The following is a 20619-nucleotide window of genomic DNA, read 5'->3' as shown; positions in this document are numbered from 1 at the left end:
TGAACCTGATCCTAAAATTTTTATCAGTGGCTACCCAGTTTGACCAGCCGCTTGATGGGATGCTCTTCATCAAAATCAGCTACGCTCACCTTCATGTCATTTGAAGGACGCGCAGTTTATTCCTCAGAGATTAAATATGATATTAAGATCATACGACGGGAAATTTTTTCTGGCTGGGACGGGCTAAAAAAATCGTGGCATTTTTCTACCATGGGATTAATGTCGATATTCATAATGAAGGGGACTTCATAAAAAAGAAACACCCCCCGCTTTTATCCTCTTATGAAGGCAAAAGGATCAGCCAGGAACAGGAAAATGCATGTCTGCTCTTGGCACACTTCCTCAGGAAGTGAAACAGGGGCTGTTAAAAATGTAAGTCAGATGCTTGGAGAGAAGACTTACATTGAGGCACTACATCGCCGCTTTAAAAATATCTACCACTTGGGCATGGCTGGCTTTACGTGGATTGGTCAGCATGCAGGCATCTTTTTGTGCATTTTCCGCCATGATGGCCAAGTCAGCTTCTTTTACATTCAATTCCGTCAGCCCAGATGGAATACCAATTGAAGCCGAAAGCTGACGAATGGCGCCAATCGCTTCATAAGCTGCTTCAGTTACGGTTAAGCCTTCTGTATTCACCCCCATCAATTGGGCAATTTTGGCATAACGTTCAGGACAAGCAATCAGGTTAAATTCACAAACATGGGGGAGCAGAATTGCATTACAAACACCATGCGGCAAGTTGTAGAAGCCTCCGAGCTGATGTGCCATCGCATGCACATATCCTAAAGAGGCGTTATTAAAGGCCATTCCGGCAAGATATTGAGCATAGCTCATGGCATCCCGTGCTTCTAGATTATCCCCATTCGCCACTGCGGGACTGAGCCATTCACTGATCATGGAGATCGCCTTTTCTGCACAGGCATCAGTGATGGGATTAGCAGCCGTAGATACATAGGCCTCAACCGCATGTGTCAGAGCATCCATCCCTGTTGCCGCAGTCAGGCCGGCAGGTTTGGCCAACATCAGTTTAGGGTCATCAATTGCAATAAGTGGTGTGCAACGCCAATCTACAATCGCCATTTTCACATGGGTATCGGTATTGGTAATGATACAGAAACGTGTCATCTCCGAAGCCGTCCCTGCCGTGGTATTGATTGCAATCAGTGGTGTCATCGGAACGGTACTTTTATCAATCCCTTCATAATCACGGATATGTCCGCCACCTGCAGTGACCAGACCGATGCCTTTGGCACAGTCATGTGATGAGCCCCCACCTAACGATACAATAAAATCACAGGCATTTTCATTATAAGCTTCAACTCCATGATGCACGTTAATATCAGTTGGATTGGGTTCCGCACCTGGGAAAATATAACTGTCAACACCTGCCTCTTTCAAATAATCTGCAATATCATCTGCAACACCAAATTTAAACAGGCCAGCATCAGTTACAATCAGTGCTTTCTTGGCGCCTAAATTTTGTGCTTTGATCCCGATTTCTTTAGCACAGCCCGGACCAAAAAGTGAAACACAGGGAATATAAAAACCGTTAGTTTGATCTGAAATATTTTTAAAAGCCATGGTGTTATTCCTTCTACCATTCATTGATTATTTTATCGGTGACCCTCACCGTAATATGAGTATTGAATGAAGTTAAAAAGAATCCTACCTACCAAATACCTACCAATTTAAATTTTTGATTCTAGCCAAAATAATGCATTTGAGGTATTTAAAAGCAGATTGGCAAGGTTTAGCAGATACTAGATCTCTTTCATAAATCAAAAAACGATCTTCTTTTTGGTTAATATTTGCACTCCGGATTTCTTAGCATTCGTGCATAATCTGCGGATGAAATACATCGATTCAAACAAGCTCTCTGATCCTCAGTTCAAGCGATACACAGGCATCTCATGGTCAACTTTCTATTTGATGGTTGAGCAATTGCAGAAGCATGTCTCTGCCAAAGGCAGACCGCCCAAGTTAAGCCTGGAGGATCAGGTTCTGCTCTGTCTGAGCTATTGGCGGGAATACCGAACCTTATTTCACGTTGCGACGAGTTACGGGGTTTCAGAGCCCACAGCCTCAAGAATTGTCCGTCATGTTGAAGACTGCCTGATTCGGTCCAATCTGTTTAATTTACCCAAAGATTTACCCGAGGGCGAAGGCATCGACTGGAATGTTGTGATCGTGGATGCCACGGAAATTCCAATCCAAAGGCCTAAAAAAACAGAAGAAAAGCTATAGCGGCAAGAAAAAGACCCATACCTTTAAAGTACAGGCCATGATTCACTACAAAACTCAGCAAATTCTGAGTTTATGTACCAGTCGCGGTGCAGTGCATGATTTCAAGTTGTTCAAACGCAATTTAAACCAGATTCCTTTTGGGGCTTTTATCCTTGCAGATAAAGGCTATCAGGGGATTTATGTATTGTATCCGAATAGCCTGTTGCCATTAAAAGCCAAAAGACACTGTAAATTGGATCCTGAATTGAAAATCTATAATCAAGAAATCAATAAAAGAAGAATCGGAATTGAGCATGTATTTGGCAGCCTGAAAACCTTCAAAATCCTTGCTGAGCGTTATCGAAATAGAGGTAAAAGGCTTGGTTTGAGATTCAATTTAATCGCTGGAATCTACAACTTGGAACTGAGCAAAAAATGATTTATGAAAGAGGTCTACTGGGTAGATTGGTTTAATAAAGGGCGTGTGAATAGCACACTAGGCTGTTTGCTACTTTCTGATTTTAAATAAATACTAAAATGCTTTATTCATTTTTAAGATAAAGATAAACAGTACAGGGCTTAGAAATACCCATAGAGACACAAAGCTAATACTGGAGCTAAACTGGGTACGTAATAAAAACATCGCGACGAATAAGAAAATACCTGCAGCGAATTTAGTGTACGTAGGAAAATCCGCTAAAAAAGCGTAATGAGATTTTCGGGTTTTTAGGATCTGCTTTTCACTTACCACATAAAAACCAAAACAGCTCAGCCAAAGCAGACCGATCACTGCAATCCATATCATATTGATGATTCCTGTTGAGTGATTTTTAATTTAGCCTGAATTTTATTGACCGCTTTTTGCTGAATGGGCGTAATTTTTTGGTGTAAAAATAGGGCAAAAAGGGCCAAGGTCCATAACATTAGCTCAATACGCAAAAAAGGCCAATAAGTCGCAAAAGAAGCAATATATTGCTGGGAAACTAAATAATAAATATCAATCAGGGGAAGTATAAAGGCAGCACAAATCAGAAGTTTAAGCTGCATTCTCCATATATGCTGCTGTGGGGTTACACATGCCAGGATAAAACTGCCAAGCCAGATAGAGAAAAAACTATAAATTTCATAATTTGGTGCACCTACAGGAATACTGATAAAACGATTCGCATAGAGATATCCCAGCATGGCAAGCGGCAAGCCAATAATTATGGTGATATTCAAGCGGTTCACTAAATAGTGTCCGAGATGAAACCGCACTGATTTTTTCTGCATTTGGCGTTTCAGGCTCCACAGCAGCAATCCGGATGCAATCATTGCGCAGCCTAATATGCCGGAGAAAAATAACCCTAAACGTAAAACAGGTTCAGCAAAACGTGCCATATGTAAACCATACATGCTGGCATTTAGTGTGGCAATTGCACTTTCATTTTGTGTATTTTCAAGCAATTTTCCGGTAGCAGCATTTAAAATAAGCTGTGCCTGATTTCGTGTAATGGAATGATCTTTGAGCTGAGTTAAGGTTATGTGTGCCAGCTGGGTATTGGGCTGCTTGACCGTGATATTGTCAAATTCCGCATATCCCCAGTGTTGCTGTGCCGTGGTGATAAAATGTTGAATTGGCAGCATCTGGGTTTTCACAGGAACTGAGTGGGTGGCTGATGTATTGATTGTGCGAATTTCTTCAAAATATTGAAAGGGATTGTCTGGATAAAGTTTTTTCATACCGGAAGGCAGCACGATATAAAAGAAAATCGCCAACCCGGTAAATGTCATGGTCAAAAAGAACGGCAGGGCAATCACTGAACTGACATTATGAAAATCCAGATAAGAGCGCTGTCCTTTAAAGGCTCTTAGGGTAAAAAAGTCTGTCAGTATTTTTTTATGGGTAATAATTCCTGAAATCAGAGTCAGTAACATGATAAAGGCAGCGACCGTCACAATGAGGCGACCGATGGTGTAGGGCATACCATAGAGCTGAAAATGAAAATTATAGAAAAAATCTCCCCCTTGTGTGGCTGAAAGCTGTAATTCTTTTCCTGTCGAAGCATTCAGGGTTTTGACTTCATAGCCACCATCCGCTTTTTGCCAGTAGACTTTATTCACCGGTGAATCTTGATTGGCGACTCCGATATACCAGTTTTGGGCGTCCGGTGCATGCTGCTGTAAATAGCTGTAAGCAGATTTTAAGGCAGTTTCCTGATTGACTTGTATTGAGGCAAATTCAGGCTGCATCCATATACTGATTTCATGCCGGTAATAGGTGACCGCGCCTGTTAAAAAGATCGCGAAGAGCAGCCAGCCAAAACTTAAACCTAACCATGAATGTAGCCATGCCATGGATTGACGGACAGATTTATGCATGGTTTAACCTATGAAGCGGGAGATGGTAAATAAGCTAAGGAAAGGAAGCAGGCTATAGACCGAAAGCTTTTTTAAACTCTGGATACAGAAGATGCCAATCACAAAACAGACATAAAAAATCAGGGCAATAACGGCGGCCAAATAGACGGATTCTGCTTTGGGCAGAAAAGCCTGTAGAAAGTAAGCCAGATCGAGTGCGATCAAATAACTGCACAAGTAGCCCATCCCAAAGCTCATGCCTAAGCGATAGAAAATGGCGAGTGGCTGCACTACAACAGACATCATATTTGGCCTTGAATAGATCTATACTGATGAAAATCTAAAAACTTAATAAACAAAACTTAAAGTCGTTACCAGATACTGTTTTTTATAGGCCTGCTGATTCAATTTTCCGGCCTTGTCTGCTTCTTTGCCAACTTCAATGACATATTGACCTTTCCATGGCGTGGCGATCGTAATCTGGCCTTGGCCGTTGGTGGTGTATTTTTTTAGCCAAAATTGCGGGGAAAAGACTGTGACTTCAACATCCGCAGCAGCTTTACCCTGATACAGTACCGTAAATGTATTGCTGTTGATCTGGGTCGGGACAATATCCAGTTCGGACTCTGCTTTCAAGTTTTGTCTGCCGGATTTGGCATGATAGCTCAGCAATGATTCTCCATAGATCAATTCATGAGTGAGCTGGACATCGGTCTGGCCTTGGGTTGCATAGAGCAAATGATCCTGTTGCATTTGAGGACTAAATGTTTTTTTGGCCTGAACGGCCTTTGCCTGATTGAAAGACTTGAGGGCACCTTGCTGCGTTTCTTTGAGCTGTTCACTATATTCACCAAAGAACGCATGAGTCTGCTGATTTGTGCCACGTTCTAGCCAAAGCATATGCGCCTGAGCTGAAAGTGTCATAGACAGTCCAAGGGTCAAAGCGATCATTTTTTTCATTTGTTTTACCTATTTTTGTGTATGTAGTGATGATTTAGCCCTGAACATGTCGTCAGGGCTCAGCTTAAAAATTAATATTTAAATTTCACAGCAACGCTGTAATTCGCTGGTGCACCATAAAAACCTTGCTGATTGGGGAAATTGAATAGGTATTTTTCATTGGTCAGGTTATTACCATTGGCTTGAAAGGTCATATGCTTATTCAACTCATAGCTGGCCATTAAGTTCACGAGCGCATAGGCATCCTGTTCAATGACTCCAGCTTTCTGGGTAATCACTCCATTGGTGGTTGCTTCAGGCACATCCAGATAGGTTTGATCCTGCCACTGCACACCAAGGCCCAGTTTCAGTTTTGGAAGTTGTGGCACCTGATAGGTGGTTAAAAGATTAAAAGACTGGGTTGGATTGAAGGTACGCGCATCACCGCCATTGATCAGATCTTTCAGGCTAAACTGGGTATAACCAAAGCTTAAGTTAAAATGGTCGGTCAGTTGTCCCGCCAAGCCAAACTCGTAGCCTTGGGAACGCAGGTCACTGACCTGAGTTGTGCGTAAAGTCGGGATACCATCAGAATCACGAAGCGGATAATTACTTTGCTCCGTTCTGAACACAGCCATGGTGGCGGTAAGCTTGTCATCTAGCCAAGAACCTTTGACTCCGACTTCATAGCTTTCACCTTCGATCGGTTTGTTAATGCTGCCATCATCTGCTTTGGTGGTTTGCGGACGGAAAATCGAGGTATAACTCAGGTAACCTGTATATTCAGGGCTAAAGTTATAGGTCAGACCGGCATAGGGTAAAACTTTATCTTCATCATAAATGGTGTCGGTCCCATAACTGCTACCACTGCTTTCAGCCTGAACGTAGTTCGCACCTAAAAGCAGTTTCAGATCATCATTCAGATGCAGTCGGGTCGCAGCATAAAGGCTCTGGTTCTTCTGCCGGATATGCATTTCACCACTGGTTTTCGACATATCCCAGCTTGGTTCTTCGGGTGTAAAGCTGGCTAAATCTGTGGTCAGCGGATTGACAAAGCTGCCAGCATAACCCAATTCATCCAGACGATTTTTGGCCCAGACATAGCCCAATGAGGCTTCATGGCGTTGTCCCCAAAGCGGATAGGTGCCGCTAAAACTCAGGCTGGCTTGTTGTTCTTTATTGTCATCAATATACATGCCTGGGTAGAGGAAGATGCCTGAAGTGCCATTTGCGCCAGGTTTGCCGGACAGAAACAAGAGCTTTGAATCGCGTTGTGTACGTTTTTCATCATAGGTCAGTTTGGCTGTCCAGTCGCCACCCAGTTTTTGTTCAAGCTCGGCAAAGTAACTTTTAATATTGCTATCCCAGTGGGCCCAGCTTGGACTGTAATTATAATTCCGTGAGTAACTGAGCTGCTCGCCTTCAGTATTGATCAGTGGATTAGAACCCCAATTGACACCATTCGGCTTGTGATTGGTTTCGGTATAGCCAGCAGTCAATAGAGTTGTGTCAGTAATATCTGCCTCCACAACAGCACCTATGCCGTTTTTTTCCAGTTCATAACGATCCAGATAACTGTCGCCTGTTTGTTGATAGCCAAATACACGACCTCTGACTTTTCCATCCTGGGTGAGAGGAGAGGATATATCTGCTTCATAGCGCTGCGTATTCCATGAGCCATAACTGGCATTAAAGGCTGTTTGAAGGTCGGATGTCGGGCGTTTGCGAATCATATTAATAGTTGCGCCGGGATCGCCAATTCCATTATTTAAGGCATTCGCGCCTTTCACCACTTCGATACGGTCAAACAAAAAACTGTCTGGATTATCATTATTATAATTATAGCCTTCGAGTGGAATACCAACGCCATCGACTAAAACATTTGAAATCTCGAAACCTCGGGCAAGGTAGGAGGTCCGTTCCGTTTCCTGATTGCTGACGATAATGCCAGGGGTATTGCGCAGTACGTCCCGGGTATTATCCAAGGCAAAGTCATCCAGTTGCTGGCGGGTAAGGACATTGACTGTTTGCGGCGTTTCCTTGAGTGGAATATTCAGTTTTGAGGCGGTTGACGAGTTTTGGATGATATAGGCTTTACTCTGTTCAGAGCTGAGCTCACTCTGTTCTGATTCCGCTGTAACGGTAATCGTCGGTAATTGCTGAGTATCATCGGCAAAACTTTGTTGTGTAACTAAAATCGAAAAACTGAGTAAAGATAGTTTAAATGATGAAGGAACGGTAGAAGACATTTTAGTTAATGTAAATGATAATAATTATCACTAATTTTATTGTTTAATATCTCTTAAAGCAATCTCAATATAATAGGAAATCCAAATGAAAAATGAGTTAATGATAGGTAAATCTACAAATAAAAGTTTAATGTAAGAAGTAGGGAACAATAAAATATCACTGTTAAAAAAAGATGTTATTACCTTACTTTTGTGCTCCTGAACCAATTTGTTTATATACTGCACTATAAATTTTCAAATCCTCAATCTGGAGTGACTTTGTTGCATAAAGGCTTCAGAGATAGATCTTTTCTAAGTTACTCGAATTCAAGTGACAACTTGGGTATGAGGTCGACCTAATTCCGTTAATTTATCGCCTAATAATTTAATGCAATACATTTTGGTTTTGACCAAACTTCGCCGATGATAGCCTGACCATTTCTTCCATAGTGTCCTGCCTAAACATTTAACGGTTCGAAGTAATTCATTTCGCTCTTGCGAATGAACTTTTGTAGTTTTCTAAGGCTTTGCATTTTTTCTGGAGGGAACTACCGTATATGCTTAACGGTCTGCAATGACTTGACGGCATTGCTTGGTGTTATAAGCCTCGTCTGTATAAACTGAATCAATCTGTTCATCCAACGGAATTTGATCAAGTAACTCCCCAAGGATTCGTGAATCACTCACATTATTCGTTGTGAGCTGAACTGCTCGTATTTGAAGAGTTTTAGCATCTATAGTGGGTATTGGTATGTTGAATGTAGTTCGGAAATTCTGTAATCGAGCCATGGCTTTGTAATAGGGTGGCCAGTGACATCACATATTTGTAGGCATTCAAGGCAGTTTCAGCTCGTAGTCCGCTCAGCATATTTTGTGCATCGATGACCTGTGTGGCGGTGCCCATATCTTCTTTAAAAGACAATTCTTGGATGCGTAAATTTTCCTGTGCGGCTTTCAAGTTTTGTGCCAGAAGTGCATCACTTTGCTGTGCACTGAGTGCTTCGCTATAAGATTTATAAATCAGATTTTCAATTTCTTGCTGGGTGCGTGCAGTGAGTAATTCTGTAGCAGAGCGTTTGAGTTCGGCAGCCTGAATATTCTTGTTTTTATCGATCCCGGAAAACAGGTTATAGCGTGCGGCAACTCCGACAATCCAGTTTTCATTTTGATCCAGACTATATTCGCCAAAAGCAAAAACATTCGGTTTTTTTGCCGCTTGCTGGGCTTTCACATTGGCTTGAGCCAATTGGGTATGCATGAATTAGCTCTACATGCTTTACATGTGGCACTGATGAAAGGCCAAGGTACACAATATTTATGGATTGATTCAACAACTCTGCCAATTTGTAAAAATCAACGTATTTAGCGTCATAAATCATTAATCCAAATTGCATCACATGGTAGAAGCTCAATGGGCTGGTTTTATGGCTGTAAATTACGTATTGCGATGAATCAATTTGGTGAAATTGCCTGTTCTGCTTTATCGAATGGACATGTTGCTAATATAAAAATGGTTGAGCAATTGGTTGCTGGTATAGAAGCAAAACTTTACGGGGATCGAGGTTACATCAGCCAAGAATTAAAAATTAGATTGAAAGATCAAGGTATTGATTTAATTACTTATCATCGGAAGAATATGCAGGCTATTCAACTCTGTGCATCAGATAAATATCACTTAAGACAACGCAATAAAATAGAAATATTATTCGGCTTATTGAAGGGGCAATACAATTTAGTGACGAGTAAAGCACGTAGTCTTCATGGATTTCTGCGTGGAATTTACGCCTCACTATGTGCATATCAACTCACTCATCAAAATAAGCCAACAATTCAAATTAAGGAATCATCGGCTTAAGCAGGATTCGGGTTAAATAAGCTTTCAAAAATAGCTTGATACACTAAAGCTATTTTAAGCAGGCAATGAATATGAAAGAAAACGTTAAAGAAAAATAAAAAAAACAGCGTATGATTTACTCAATGGAATTTTAGATGATGCAGACAAGATGATCCGTAATGATTGGTCACGTGCCGAAATACAAGAAATTTATGACTTGCCTTTAATGGATTTACTGTTTCAGGCACAGCAAATTCATCGCCAAAACTTTGAACCGAATACTGTTCAGGTCAGTACTCTGCTTTCAATTAAAACGGGCCGTTGTCCGGAAGATTGTAAATACTGTTCGCAATCTGCACATTACGATACTGATCTGGAAATTGAAAAACGCGTAGAAGTACAAAAGGCGATTGCTGAAGCCAAACAGGCCAAAGCTTCCGGTTCGACCCGTTTCTGCATGGGCGCAGCATGGCGTAATCCGCATGAACGCGATATGCCGTATGTGCTGGAACTGGTGCAGGAAGTCAAGAAACTGGGCATGGAAACCTGTATGACTCTAGGAATGCTGAATGCCTCACAAGCGGAACGTCTGAAAGATGCAGGGCTAGATTATTATAACCACAACCTTGATACCTCACGTGAATATTATGCCAATGTCATCAGTACACGTAGCTTTGATGACCGCTTAAATACGCTTGATCATGTACGTGATGCCGGAATTAATGTCTGTAGTGGCGGTATTGTCGGCTTGGGCGAAGGCGTACAAGACCGGGTCGGTTTGTTGTTTGAACTAGCGACTATGCCGATTCACCCGGGTTCGGTGCCCATAAATATGTTGGTTCCTATTGAAGGCACACCACTGGCCGATGTTGAAAAACTGGATGTGATTGACTGGATTCGTACTATTGCGGTAGCACGGATTATTATGCCGAAGAGTTATATCCGCTTGTCGGCAGGTCGTGAATCTCTCTCTGACTCTGATCAGGCACTGGCATTTATGGCTGGAGCTAACTCATTATTTTCAGGTGATAAATTGCTTACTGCCCCGAACAGTGGTGAAGGTAAAGACAAAGCCTTGTTTGCTAAATTAGGCTTAAAAGCTGAAGCTGCCAAGAAAACAGCTAAAGAATTGGCTGTAGATGCGATGCAACCTGCTTAATTAATCGTGTAACAAACAGGGATCATTTCAGCTTGAATTGGTCCCTTTTTTATTGGAACAGACAAAATGAAGATACTGATGATTACGGGTTGGGGGCTAGGAACAGCGGTCTTAACCCCGTTTGTAGAACAGTTGCGGCAGCAGCATCAAGTTAAAGTATGGGATATTTTCGATCCTAACGTAAAAAGTCTTTTGGCCGAAAAAGTCAGGCAGGCGAGTTCGTTTGATGTCTTGATGGGGTGGTCTTTGGGTGGACAGTTGGCACTTTTGCTGGCTAATGAAATCCAGCAACAACTGAAAATTGCCAAGCCAGTGATTTGCTGTATGTCAAATCCCTGTTTCGTGGCCAATGAAGCATGGCCACAGGCGATGCCAGTTGAACAATATACACAATTTAAATCTTCCATACTGGCTGATCCAAAACGCGGGATGCAGCGCTTCTGTACCTTGGTCACTTTAGCTGGTGCAGCAGCGCGTGAACGTGCAAAATTATTGCACCAACAGTTAAATAGTATTGATTTAAACTATCAGATTAAGCATCTTTATCTCTTGCATCAATTAAATCTGGTGGATATCCTAAAAAATCATTCAGTCAAGATGCTATTTATATTTTCCGAGAACGACATGTTGGTTCCTTGCAAAGTTAGTCAAGAATCCGTGTTTTTAACAACCCAAAATCTGAATTTGGTAAAAATACAGGGCACGCACGATGCCATCCTTTTTGATGCCAAGTTACTCGTTGAGCCAATTTTAAAATTTTTAGCCGATCTGGCTTAAGCAAAAAGAGATTGGTAGCTCTTGACGTTTCATTTTCAGATTTAACGCGCTAAGATCAGTTTTAGTTTTAATAATTGGGGTAAATTCTGTGCAGGACGCTTTTGATCAACAGCATATTTGGCATCCTTATACCTCCATGACACAACCCTTGCCATGTTACAAAGTTAAAGCTGCAAATGGTGCAGTCATTGAACTTGAAGATGGTACCGAGCTGATTGATGGCATGTCGTCCTGGTGGTGCACAATTCACGGTTATAATCATTCTGAACTCAATCAGGCCGTAACAAAACAATTAGAGTCGATGTCACATATCATGTTTGGTGGTTTGACTCATCAGCCTGCGATTGATGTGTCTAAACTGCTACTTGAGATCACGGCGCCTGAACTGGATAAAATTTTCTTTGCCGATTCCGGCTCGGTCGCGGTTGAGGTGGCGTTGAAAATGGCTGTGCAATATTGGAATGCACGTCAGCAACCACAAAAAACTAACTTTGTTACCACACGCTCTGGCTATCATGGCGACACCTGGAATGCCATGTCGGTTTGTGATCCTGTAACTGGTATGCATCAAATTTTTGGTTCGAGTTTGCCGAACCGTTTATTTGTTCCGGCACCTCAAAGCCGTTTTGATGGGGCATGGCAACCCGAAGATATACAGCCACTTGAGCACCTGCTGGTACAGCAGCATCAACAGATTGCTGCCATGATCATTGAGCCGATTGTGCAAGGTGCAGGCGGGATGCGTTTCTATCATCCAGAATATTTAAAGCAAGCTAAGTTGTTGTGTGAAAAGTACGATGTACTGCTGATTTTAGATGAAATTGCCACCGGTTTTGGCCGCACTGGAAAACTATTTGCTTATGAACACGCTCAGGTCACACCAGACATTATGTGTATCGGTAAGGCATTGACTGGTGGTTATATGACCTTGTCAGCGACCTTAACCACTCGCCATGTAGCAGAGACGATTTCAAGTGGTGAAGCGGGTGTGTTCATGCATGGCCCAACTTTTATGGCTAATCCGTTGGCCTGTGCGGTCGCATTAAAAAGTACCCAGCTGTTACTGGCTCAAGACTGGCAGACGCGTATTCAACAGATTGAAAGGACACTAGAACAATATTTACTGGATTTAAAATCCTTGGCACAAGTCAAAGATGTGCGTGTCCTCGGCGCAATTGGCGTGGTTGAGCTACATCAAACTATTGATTTGGCGCGTTTTCAGGCTGAATGTGTATGCCGTGGCGTCTGGATTCGTCCTTTTGGCCGTCTGGTCTATGTCATGCCGCCATATGTAATTTCAACACAGCAACTTGAAACTTTATTAAAGCATATGCGGGAGATGATTCAGCAGATAGAGGCAGTAGCATGAACCATCTTGAGCATTTCCAGCAGCAGCTAGATGACTTGAAACAGCAAGGGCAATATCGCCAGTTTAAGTCCAATATTTCTAGCCAGCCAAGATTGCAACTCAATGGCCAAGAGATGCTGAATCTGGCATCCAATGACTATTTAGGTCTGGCATCCAACTTAACGCTACGTGAAGAATTTTTTGACCTCACGCCGATGTCTGAGCGATATATGAGTTCAAGCTCTTCACGTTTACTGACAGGAAACTTTCCCAATTTTGAACAACTTGAAGCACAGATGTCACAGGCTTTTGGACGTTCAGTACTGCTGTTTAATAGTGGTTATCACATGAATATCGGGATTCTTCCTGCGCTCAGTAATGCTAAAACCATGATCATTGCTGACAAACTGGTACATGCCAGTATTATCGACGGGATTCGTTTATCTAAAGCTGGCTATGTGCGTTACCGCCATAATGACCTGCAGCATTTGACTCGGTTTTTAGAAAAATATCAGTCAGATGAATCTATCCAGCGCATTATTGTGGTAACTGAATCAATTTTCAGTATGGATGGGGATGAAACAGATTTAGCTGCTTTGGTGGCATTAAAACAGCAGTTTGCAAAAGTCATGCTCTATGTCGATGAGGCACATGCAATTGGTGTGCGCGGTGAACGTGGATTGGGCTGCGCAGAACAGTATCAAGTATTGGATCAGATTGACTTCCTGGTCGGTACCTTTGGCAAGGCTTTGGCTTCAGTTGGTGGTTATCTGGTCTGTGCGCCAGTGATTCGTGACTATCTGATTAATAGCATGCGACCTTTAATTTTTAGTACCGCCCAGCCGCCACTATGTATGGCCTGGACTAGATTTATTTTTCAGAAGGTACAGCAGCTTCAGGCGGGACGAGTACATTTGGCAGCATTGGCTGTACGCTGTCAGCAGGGCATTCAAGACTTGGGATATCACTGTCCGTCAACTTCGCAAATTGTGCCGGTACTGATTGGTGAGGCAAAACGCACCATTCAGGCGGCTGAAATTATGCAACAGCAGGGATTTTATGTGCTACCAGTACGTCCGCCAACGGTTCCTGCCAATACCTCCAGACTCAGAATCTGCCTGAATCAGAACATTTCTGCGGATGAGCTGGATGCATGTCTGCAGGTGCTGAGGAATTTGCCGCGATGAACAGCAAACAAATTGCCCAACGTTTTGCTCAGGCAAATCTCAGTTATGAGCAGCATGCGCTTGTACAAAGTGCCGTAGCGGCAGAGTTGATGCAGTTCATGCAGCAGCATGTAGCACAACCACATTTGCAAAGAGTATTGGAAATTGGCTGCGGTTCAGGGTTTTTTACCCGGCTTTTTATGCAGTATTACAGCTTTGATCATTTATTTTTAAATGATCTATATGCCGAAGTGAAGCAGCATTTCCCGGAAGCTGATCGGCTTTTGTGGGGAATTGGTAATATTGAAACCTTGCCACTGCCGCAGTCTCTGAACATGGTGCTGTCGTGTTCTGCATTGCAATGGATCTCGGATTTAAAAGCATTGTTGCTCAACATTGCGCAGGCCTTAAATCCCTCTGGGCATCTGTGTTTTGCCAGTTATACGGACAATAATTTAAAGGAAATTAAGGCACTGACCGGACAAGGCCTGGATTATCTGCCTTTAGCGGAGGTCTGTGAACTGCTTGAATCCTTAGGCTTTGACATTCTGCTGCAGACAGAAGAACAGATGACCTTGCATTTTGAGCATCCGAAACAGGTGTTACAGCATATCAAAGCCACTGGTGTACAGGCGACGGCACAGGGGTTTCGGTGGACAAAATCGTCCTTACAGGATTTTTATACCGGCTATCAACAATTCCAAGACCCTGAAAGCAAACAGTATGCACTGACCTATCATCCGGTTTATGTCATTGCACGGAAGACAGCATGAGCGCACAGATTTATTTTGTCAGCGGCATTGATACCGCAATTGGTAAAACCTTTACTACTGGTTTTCTGGCCAAAAATTGGAATGAGCAGGGCATTCGTACCATAACCCAAAAGCTGATCCAGACCGGAAATGTCGATATATCAGAAGATATCGAACAGCATCGTGCAATTATGGGTTGTGGATTGTTACAGGAAGACCAGCAAAAACTGACCATGCCGGAAATTTTTACGTATCCGGCTTCACCGCATCTTGCTGCGCGGCTGGATGGGCGAGCCATTAACTTTGAACAGATTCATCAGGCTACCGAACAGCTGGCTGCGGCCTACGACTGTATTTTGCTGGAAGGTGCCGGTGGTCTGATGGTGCCCTTAACCGAAGAGTTCCTGACTATTGATTATATTCAGACACATAATTATCCGGTGATTCTCGTCACTTCAGGGCGTTTAGGCAGTATTAATCATACCTTGCTGAGTCTTGAACTGTTAAAACTCCGCGGGGTTAAATTATATGCCATTGCTTTTAATCATGCAGATAACTCCAAAGATCCCTTGATCGCTGAAGATACGATTGCCTATTTAAAACAGTATTTGCAGCGTGATTTTGCTGATACGACATGGATTGATATTCCTGCTTTAACTTTAGCTCCGTCTGCCCATGGATAAATGATCAACTTGCAGCGGGGCTGATGTGAATGCTTAAGCCTTGAGGCTGCGCTGCTGTAAATTGAATCTGATAGCCATATTTGTTTAACACCGTTTTCACCAAAGATAAGCCTAGCCCATGCCCATTTTGCTAGGGAGATTTATGCCAGAAACGCTGTCCCAAGTATGCATATAGTCAAACCGCTTAATTACCCATACACTCGTTAAAGAAACGACTAAAAAGCTTATCTATTGAGTTAACCAACCATTTTTTCCTTTTTGCTTTCACCCATGCCCACATTTTTTCAATAGGATTAAGGTCAGGACTATAAGGTGGTAACCAAAGTATTTGATGCCCATGTTGGGCTAATAGATCTTGTATATCTTGTCGTTTATGGAAGGCTGCATTGTCCATGACAATTACACTATTCGAGGGTAATTCTGGTAATAAAAACTTATCTACCCAAAAATGAAATACATCCGAATTTACTTTGCTATCAAATAAGCCAACTGCAAATAACTTACTCTCATGGATTGCTCCTATTGCATTGGTTTGATTTTTTAATTGCCAATTATATGTTCCATAACAAGGAATTCCCTGTTTTGAATAACCATGAGGTCTATATTCATGAGATTTAAATCCACTTTCATCAAGATAGATGATCGGGTGTTGACACCTTAATCGGTTTAAATCTTTTAAATACTGCTCTCTGAGTTCTGTTTTTGCTTTCGGGTGCCGTAAGGTCTTTTTTTAACTGTAATATTTAGACGCTTGAGCGCATCTCCAATTGTAGAAGTACCACAACCAAAACGAGCAGCGCGTTCATATTGATAATCATCAGGATATTGCTCAACATCTGCACGTAAGGCATCATCATCAACTTTAGATGGTTTTCTTGGTCGAGTTCTTTTTATTTCGATTCGCTTTTTCCATTCGACAATTGTATTTTTATTAATTTCGAAGTGCTGAGCAACCGCTCGGATAGATTGACCTTCTTCAAGCTTGGCTAATATTTTCTTTCTAAAATGTATTGGATAACTCATATCAGTATTGTATTGGTTTTTTGGCGTGTGGACTATATCTTCAACCTTTGATTATCATTATGAATGATCAGCACACATGCAGCATAGCAATTGAAATGGTGTTTGCCTGTGCATGCAATAGAGCATTGTTAAGTAGGTTTTTAAAGACGGTATCTAGTTCAAAATCGGGTAGGGCAATTCGGGTCAGGCTCGGTCAGTCAATTGTTAAACTGGGTTCAATTTCCGGATAAAGCGACTGTAAATCGGCAATCACCTGAGTCAGGAGCCGTGCAATTTCAATACTGTACTAGATATCACTCAGTACTTGATCGGTAGAGGAAAGTGCTAGAAGCTGTTCCAGTAGCTGGGTACATCGGCGGATACCAAGGTGTACCTGCTGCAAGCTCTGTTGCAATTTTGGCGAGCTTGCCTGTTGTTCTGCCATCAGTTGTGCAAGCTGAATATGAGTTTTGATCGCGGTTAAAGGACTACGCAATTCATGGGCGGCGTATGAACTAAATACTTTTTCATTTTCCGGATTTTGATGCAGTTTATGTATTAAGTGCTTAGAGTTTTGGGCAAAGGACTGTACCTTGGAAGGCATTACTTTGGCATCTAAGGTTTTTAAATAGTGAGTAGCATCATTCACTGATAAATTTGGCTGACTTAAAAGGTTGAAACTCCATCTAAGGCTTTAAGCTCTCGACGAATAATCAAAACGATTAAGTCTATAACATAGCAATAAAGACAAAATTATTGGTATTAATACCGATTATAAAATCTTTTTGAGCAATTATCCACGTAGGAACATCCGCTCTGCTACCACCACTTGAATATCCTCACGACGTAACACATAACTGAGCCTCACCTTGTTGCTTTGTACTAAAGCCAACTACTTGGTGGCTTAAATCTTTCGGTGCACCTCGGGTTTTTGCTACCACATGCTGAACGACACTGACGTCAGAGCCAAATAAAGACACTTTATAGGCAATCAACTGCTCTTGATTGGTGGAATGAAGTTGTTGGGCTAGTACATTTTCATCCAAGTTTTGCATCGGCAGTTGTTGAGTCAATCGAGCGACCATTGGATGGCTGAATCAAACCAAATTGATATATTTCCTTGACTGAGCAAGGCTTTATTGTAGGTAGATCAACTGGTTGTACGATAGATCTTGGGTGCAGACCTCTTCATTTAGAAATTATATTCCCCAAGAAGCTTTCAGTAGTAGGTTTGTGCAACAAAGCCTCTTGCAAATAAAGGCTATCAAGGGATTTATACATTGTATCCAAATAGTTTATGGCCATTAAAAGCAAAAAAGCACTAAAAACCAGATCTCGAGCTAAAACTTTATAACCAAGAAATCAATAAAAGAAGAATTGGGATTGAACAGGTATTTGGAACTTTGAAAACCTTCAAAATCCTTGCCGAGCGATATCGCAACCCTGGCAAAAGACTAGGATTAAGATTTAATTTAATTGTGGGAATCTATAATTTTGAGCTGAGTAAAAAGTGAATTATGAAAGAAATCTAATATATAAAATTTTAAGAGATTATAAAAATTGGTCATACCAAAAAATAAATTAAATCTTTTATATTGTGTTTTTGGGTTAATATTACTAATATCGCCAATACAAAATGCACATTTTATCTCTTAAACACTAAATTGGTCATACCAATTTAGTGTTTAAGTACAATAAACTGTTCAATCTAGTAGTTAAGCATTTCAAGGAGTAGACAATGCTTCAACAGTGGCAACAAATTTATGATCCTATAGGCAATATCTGGATTTCGAGTGCTATTGCGCTAGTTCCAATTATTTTCTTTTTTTTTAGCGTTAGCTATTTTTCGCATGAAGGGTAGTGTAGCCGCTACAATTACCGTTTTTTTAGCCTTTCTGGTCTCATTATTTTTATACAAAATGCCAATTGGAATGGCATTAGCATCAATGGTCTATGGATTCTTCTACGGCCTGTGGCCAATTGCATGGATTATTATCGGTGCAGTTTTTATATATAAGATTTCAGTAAAAACAGGACAGTTTGATGTTATTCGTTCGTCTATTCTGTCAATTACAGAAGATCAACGTTTGCAAATGCTATTAGTTGGGTTTGCTTTTGGTACGTTTTTAGAAGGTGCGGCAGGTTTTGGTGCGCCCGTCGCAATTACTGCGGCACTGTTGGTGGGACTCGGCTTTAAGCCTTTATATGCGGCTGGGCTATGCCTGATAGTTAATACTGCACCTGTTGCTTTTGGTGCAATGGGAATTCCGATCATTGTCGCTGGGCAGGTTTCAGGTGTTGACACCATGGAAATCAGTCAAATGGTTGGTCGTCAGTTACCCTTTATGGTGCCAATTGTATTGATCTGGATCATGGCAATCATGGATGGTTGGCGTGGGGTTAAAGAAACTTGGCCTGCTATTTTAGTTGCCAGCTTATCTTTTTCTTTAGCGCAATATCTAACATCAAATTTTGTTGGGCCTGAGTTACCCGATATCACTGCTGCAATTGCATCATTAATCAGTTTAACTATCTTACTTAAGTATTGGAAACCAAAACATATTTTTCTTTTTGAGGATAAAAATATACAGGTAGATGAAACTATTATCAAGCAAGCTCGTAAACAATATAGTGTGGCACAGATAGCCAAAGCCTGGTCTCCATTTCTGATACTTACAGCAATGGTGACGATCTGGAGCATCAAACCTTTTAAAGATTTATTTGTTAAGGACGGCCCATTAAGTGATTTAGTAGTTTCAATTAAAGTGCCGTATTTGCATCAATTGATTCAAAAGCTACCACCTGTCGTGCCTGAAATTAAAGATTATGATGCGATTTATAAGTTTGATTGGTTATCAGCAACGGGTACGGCGATTATATTGGCGGCATTGATCACGATTATTTATTTAAACATGAAACCTAAAGAGGCAGTTTCGACATTCTTTGAAACCGTGAATGAACTAAAAACCCCAATTTATTCGATTGGTATGGTACTGGCTTTTGCGTTCATTGCAAACTATTCAGGTCTGTCAGCAACGCTTGCTTTAGCACTGGCACATACGGGTCAGGCTTTCACCTTCTTCTCACCATTCTTGGGTTGGGTTGGAGTGTTTCTTACAGGTTCAGATACTTCAGCTAACGCATTGTTTTCAGCGTTACAAGCAACTACAGCACAGCAAATCGGTGTGCCTGAAGTCTTGTTAGTTGCTGCCAATACCAGTGGTGGAGTAACAGGTAAGATGATTTCCCCTCAATCAATCGCGATTGCTTGTGCAGCAGTGGGTTTAGTTGGTAAAGAATCTGATTTATTTAGATTTACAGTAAAACACAGCATTATCTTTACGGTGATGATTGGTATTATTGTGACCTTACAAGCTTATGTTTTCCCGTGGATGATTCCGTAAACGGGTCAAGGAAAAAAATGAAAGTCTCCGACAAAGTGGTACAGCGTTTACGTCTATTGATTGAAAAAAATAATGTGCAAGTCGGAGAGCGATTGCCTGCTGAACGCCAACTCTGTGAACAGTTAGGTGTGTCTCGTAGCTCTTTACGTGAGGCGATTCAACAACTGATTACCGCAGGGATTATTCAGAGCAAAGCGGGTGCAGGCACCTATTTAAAGCAGTTGCCTGCACATTGGTCACAGTATCAAATCGTTGAGCCATTATCCGGTTTGATGGATCAGGATCCTGAATATCGTTTTGATGTACAAGAAGCTCGTATGGTGCTTGAAGGTGGTACAGCATGGTATGCCGCACAACGTGCCACACCCAGTGATTTGATCAATATTCGTCAATGTTTTGAGCAGATTAGCCATTTTCAGGCTTTAGGTGATGATGCCCACGCAGCAATAGCGGATGCGAAGTTTCATCTGGCGATTGCAGAAGCATCCCACAATCTAGTGCTGATCCAAATGATGCGTAGTTTGTTTGATTTATTGCAAGACAACGTGATGTTAGGGCGACGTAAAGTTTACACCACACCACAACATTTTGAACAATTGCATGACCAGCATTTTGAGGTGATGGACGCAATTGAACGTCAAGACTCAGAGACTGCACGTAAGGCAGCTTGTGGGCATATTGAATTTGTTGTTCAACGCGTACGTATGATCGATGAAGAAGAAGCTCGTCGTCAACGTTCGAGTCGATTAAATAGGACATAA

19 protein-coding genes and 5 pseudogenes are annotated in these 20619 nt (G+C 41.7%); 12 read left to right on the top strand and 12 right to left on the bottom strand.

Features of this window, described 5'->3' with window-relative positions; translation table 11 throughout:
• Positions 1 to 411: 411 nt before the first annotated feature.
• Positions 412 to 1584 carry an iron-dependent methanol dehydrogenase gene (gene mdh / locus ACO1B7_RS17385; RefSeq protein ID WP_423090423.1) on the bottom strand — a complete coding sequence of 391 codons (1173 nt, stop codon included), beginning with the start codon at positions 1582 to 1584 and terminating at the stop codon, positions 412 to 414.
• 267 nt (positions 1585 to 1851) lie between these two features.
• On the opposite strand from mdh, the gene ACO1B7_RS17380 reads away from it, so the two are divergent.
• Complete coding sequence (locus ACO1B7_RS17380; protein ID WP_008306679.1) at positions 1852 to 2247, top strand: transposase family protein; 396 nt, start codon at positions 1852 to 1854, stop codon at positions 2245 to 2247.
• Positions 2195 to 2665, top strand: coding sequence for an IS5/IS1182 family transposase (locus ACO1B7_RS17375; RefSeq protein WP_016658330.1), 471 nt, complete (start codon positions 2195 to 2197; stop codon positions 2663 to 2665). Before ACO1B7_RS17380 ends, ACO1B7_RS17375 begins: the two co-directional genes overlap by 53 nt.
• A gap of 93 nt (positions 2666 to 2758) precedes the next feature.
• Here ACO1B7_RS17375 and ACO1B7_RS17370 read toward each other — a convergent pair whose 3' ends face one another.
• The 7 genes and pseudogenes from ACO1B7_RS17370 to ACO1B7_RS17340 form a co-directional block, all read right to left on the bottom strand.
• The gene (locus ACO1B7_RS17370) at positions 2759 to 3031 is read right to left on the bottom strand and encodes a hypothetical protein (protein ID WP_005100766.1); all 273 of its coding nucleotides are present in this window, start codon (positions 3029 to 3031) and stop codon (positions 2759 to 2761) included.
• Positions 3028 to 4587, bottom strand: coding sequence for a PepSY-associated TM helix domain-containing protein (locus ACO1B7_RS17365; RefSeq protein ID WP_213687800.1), 1560 nt, complete (start codon positions 4585 to 4587; stop codon positions 3028 to 3030). The genes ACO1B7_RS17370 and ACO1B7_RS17365 overlap by 4 nt, the downstream gene beginning before the upstream one ends.
• Before the next feature lie 3 nt (positions 4588 to 4590).
• Positions 4591 to 4872 (bottom strand): hypothetical protein, encoded by a 282-nt coding sequence (locus tag ACO1B7_RS17360; RefSeq protein WP_004647796.1) that lies wholly within the window; start codon positions 4870 to 4872, stop codon positions 4591 to 4593.
• Positions 4873 to 4914: 42 nt separating this feature from the next.
• Positions 4915 to 5526, bottom strand: a complete 612-nt coding sequence (locus ACO1B7_RS17355; protein WP_004647798.1) for a DUF4198 domain-containing protein — start codon at positions 5524 to 5526, stop codon at positions 4915 to 4917.
• Positions 5527 to 5597: 71 nt separating this feature from the next.
• The gene (locus ACO1B7_RS17350) at positions 5598 to 7754 is read right to left on the bottom strand and encodes a TonB-dependent siderophore receptor (RefSeq protein ID WP_423090422.1); all 2157 of its coding nucleotides are present in this window, start codon (positions 7752 to 7754) and stop codon (positions 5598 to 5600) included.
• Between the two features lie 306 nt (positions 7755 to 8060).
• Positions 8061 to 8471 (bottom strand): annotated as a pseudogene (locus tag ACO1B7_RS17345) (transposase); the annotation flags it as partial.
• Positions 8461 to 8991: pseudogene (locus ACO1B7_RS17340) on the bottom strand (TolC family protein); the annotation flags it as partial. The pseudogenes ACO1B7_RS17345 and ACO1B7_RS17340, both read right to left, overlap by 11 nt.
• Between ACO1B7_RS17340 and ACO1B7_RS17335 the strand changes: the two are divergent.
• The 7 genes and pseudogenes from ACO1B7_RS17335 to bioD form a co-directional block, all read left to right on the top strand.
• A pseudogene (locus ACO1B7_RS17335) lies at positions 8980 to 9588 on the top strand (IS982 family transposase); the annotation flags it as partial. The pseudogenes ACO1B7_RS17340 and ACO1B7_RS17335 overlap by 12 nt on opposite strands.
• Before the next feature lie 148 nt (positions 9589 to 9736).
• A complete protein-coding gene (gene bioB, locus ACO1B7_RS17330) occupies positions 9737 to 10726 on the top strand; it encodes a biotin synthase BioB (protein ID WP_005093784.1) in 990 nt (329 codons plus the stop codon).
• A gap of 66 nt (positions 10727 to 10792) precedes the next feature.
• The gene (locus ACO1B7_RS17325) at positions 10793 to 11503 is read left to right on the top strand and encodes an alpha/beta hydrolase family protein (RefSeq protein ID WP_423090421.1); all 711 of its coding nucleotides are present in this window, start codon (positions 10793 to 10795) and stop codon (positions 11501 to 11503) included.
• A gap of 88 nt (positions 11504 to 11591) precedes the next feature.
• A complete protein-coding gene (bioA, locus tag ACO1B7_RS17320) occupies positions 11592 to 12872 on the top strand; it encodes an adenosylmethionine--8-amino-7-oxononanoate transaminase (RefSeq protein ID WP_044112459.1) in 1281 nt (426 codons plus the stop codon).
• Positions 12869 to 14038, top strand: a complete 1170-nt coding sequence (locus ACO1B7_RS17315) for an 8-amino-7-oxononanoate synthase (RefSeq protein WP_423090420.1) — start codon at positions 12869 to 12871, stop codon at positions 14036 to 14038. Before bioA ends, ACO1B7_RS17315 begins: the two co-directional genes overlap by 4 nt.
• Complete coding sequence (gene bioC / locus ACO1B7_RS17310; protein ID WP_423090419.1) at positions 14005 to 14790, top strand: malonyl-ACP O-methyltransferase BioC; 786 nt, start codon at positions 14005 to 14007, stop codon at positions 14788 to 14790. The genes ACO1B7_RS17315 and bioC overlap by 34 nt, the downstream gene beginning before the upstream one ends.
• Positions 14787 to 15452 (top strand): dethiobiotin synthase, encoded by a 666-nt coding sequence (gene bioD, locus ACO1B7_RS17305; RefSeq protein ID WP_423090418.1) that lies wholly within the window; start codon positions 14787 to 14789, stop codon positions 15450 to 15452. The genes bioC and bioD overlap by 4 nt, the downstream gene beginning before the upstream one ends.
• Positions 15453 to 15636: 184 nt before the next feature.
• On the opposite strand, the pseudogene ACO1B7_RS17300 reads toward bioD, so the two are convergent.
• From ACO1B7_RS17300 to ACO1B7_RS17285, 4 genes and pseudogenes are all read right to left on the bottom strand, one after another.
• Positions 15637 to 16110 (bottom strand): annotated as a pseudogene (locus ACO1B7_RS17300) (IS630 family transposase); the annotation flags it as partial.
• Positions 16111 to 16127: 17 nt separating this feature from the next.
• Positions 16128 to 16475 carry an IS630 transposase-related protein gene (locus ACO1B7_RS17295; RefSeq protein ID WP_005093620.1) on the bottom strand — a complete coding sequence of 116 codons (348 nt, stop codon included), beginning with the start codon at positions 16473 to 16475 and terminating at the stop codon, positions 16128 to 16130.
• A gap of 286 nt (positions 16476 to 16761) precedes the next feature.
• Positions 16762 to 17103 (bottom strand): histidine kinase dimerization/phospho-acceptor domain-containing protein, encoded by a 342-nt coding sequence (locus ACO1B7_RS17290; protein WP_004282152.1) that lies wholly within the window; start codon positions 17101 to 17103, stop codon positions 16762 to 16764.
• Between the two features lie 190 nt (positions 17104 to 17293).
• Positions 17294 to 17527: a hypothetical protein gene (locus ACO1B7_RS17285; protein ID WP_225554309.1), complete on the bottom strand. Its 234-nt coding sequence runs from the start codon at positions 17525 to 17527 to the stop codon at positions 17294 to 17296.
• 288 nt (positions 17528 to 17815) lie between these two features.
• On the opposite strand from ACO1B7_RS17285, the gene ACO1B7_RS17280 reads away from it, so the two are divergent.
• The 3 genes and pseudogenes from ACO1B7_RS17280 (at position 17816) to lldR (ending at position 20619) form a co-directional block, all read left to right on the top strand.
• A complete protein-coding gene (locus tag ACO1B7_RS17280; protein ID WP_370940781.1) occupies positions 17816 to 17968 on the top strand; it encodes a hypothetical protein in 153 nt (50 codons plus the stop codon).
• 224 nt (positions 17969 to 18192) lie between these two features.
• A pseudogene (gene lldP, locus ACO1B7_RS17275) lies at positions 18193 to 19858 on the top strand (L-lactate permease).
• A gap of 17 nt (positions 19859 to 19875) precedes the next feature.
• Complete coding sequence (lldR, locus tag ACO1B7_RS17270; protein ID WP_004647808.1) at positions 19876 to 20619, top strand: transcriptional regulator LldR; 744 nt, start codon at positions 19876 to 19878, stop codon at positions 20617 to 20619.

It is taken from the genome of Acinetobacter lwoffii, from assembly GCF_049367455.1.
Taxonomy (GTDB): Bacteria; Pseudomonadota; Gammaproteobacteria; order Pseudomonadales; family Moraxellaceae; genus Acinetobacter; species Acinetobacter lwoffii_W.
Note: the sequence above shows the minus strand (reverse complement) of the source record. Positions and strands in the feature narration are given on the sequence as shown.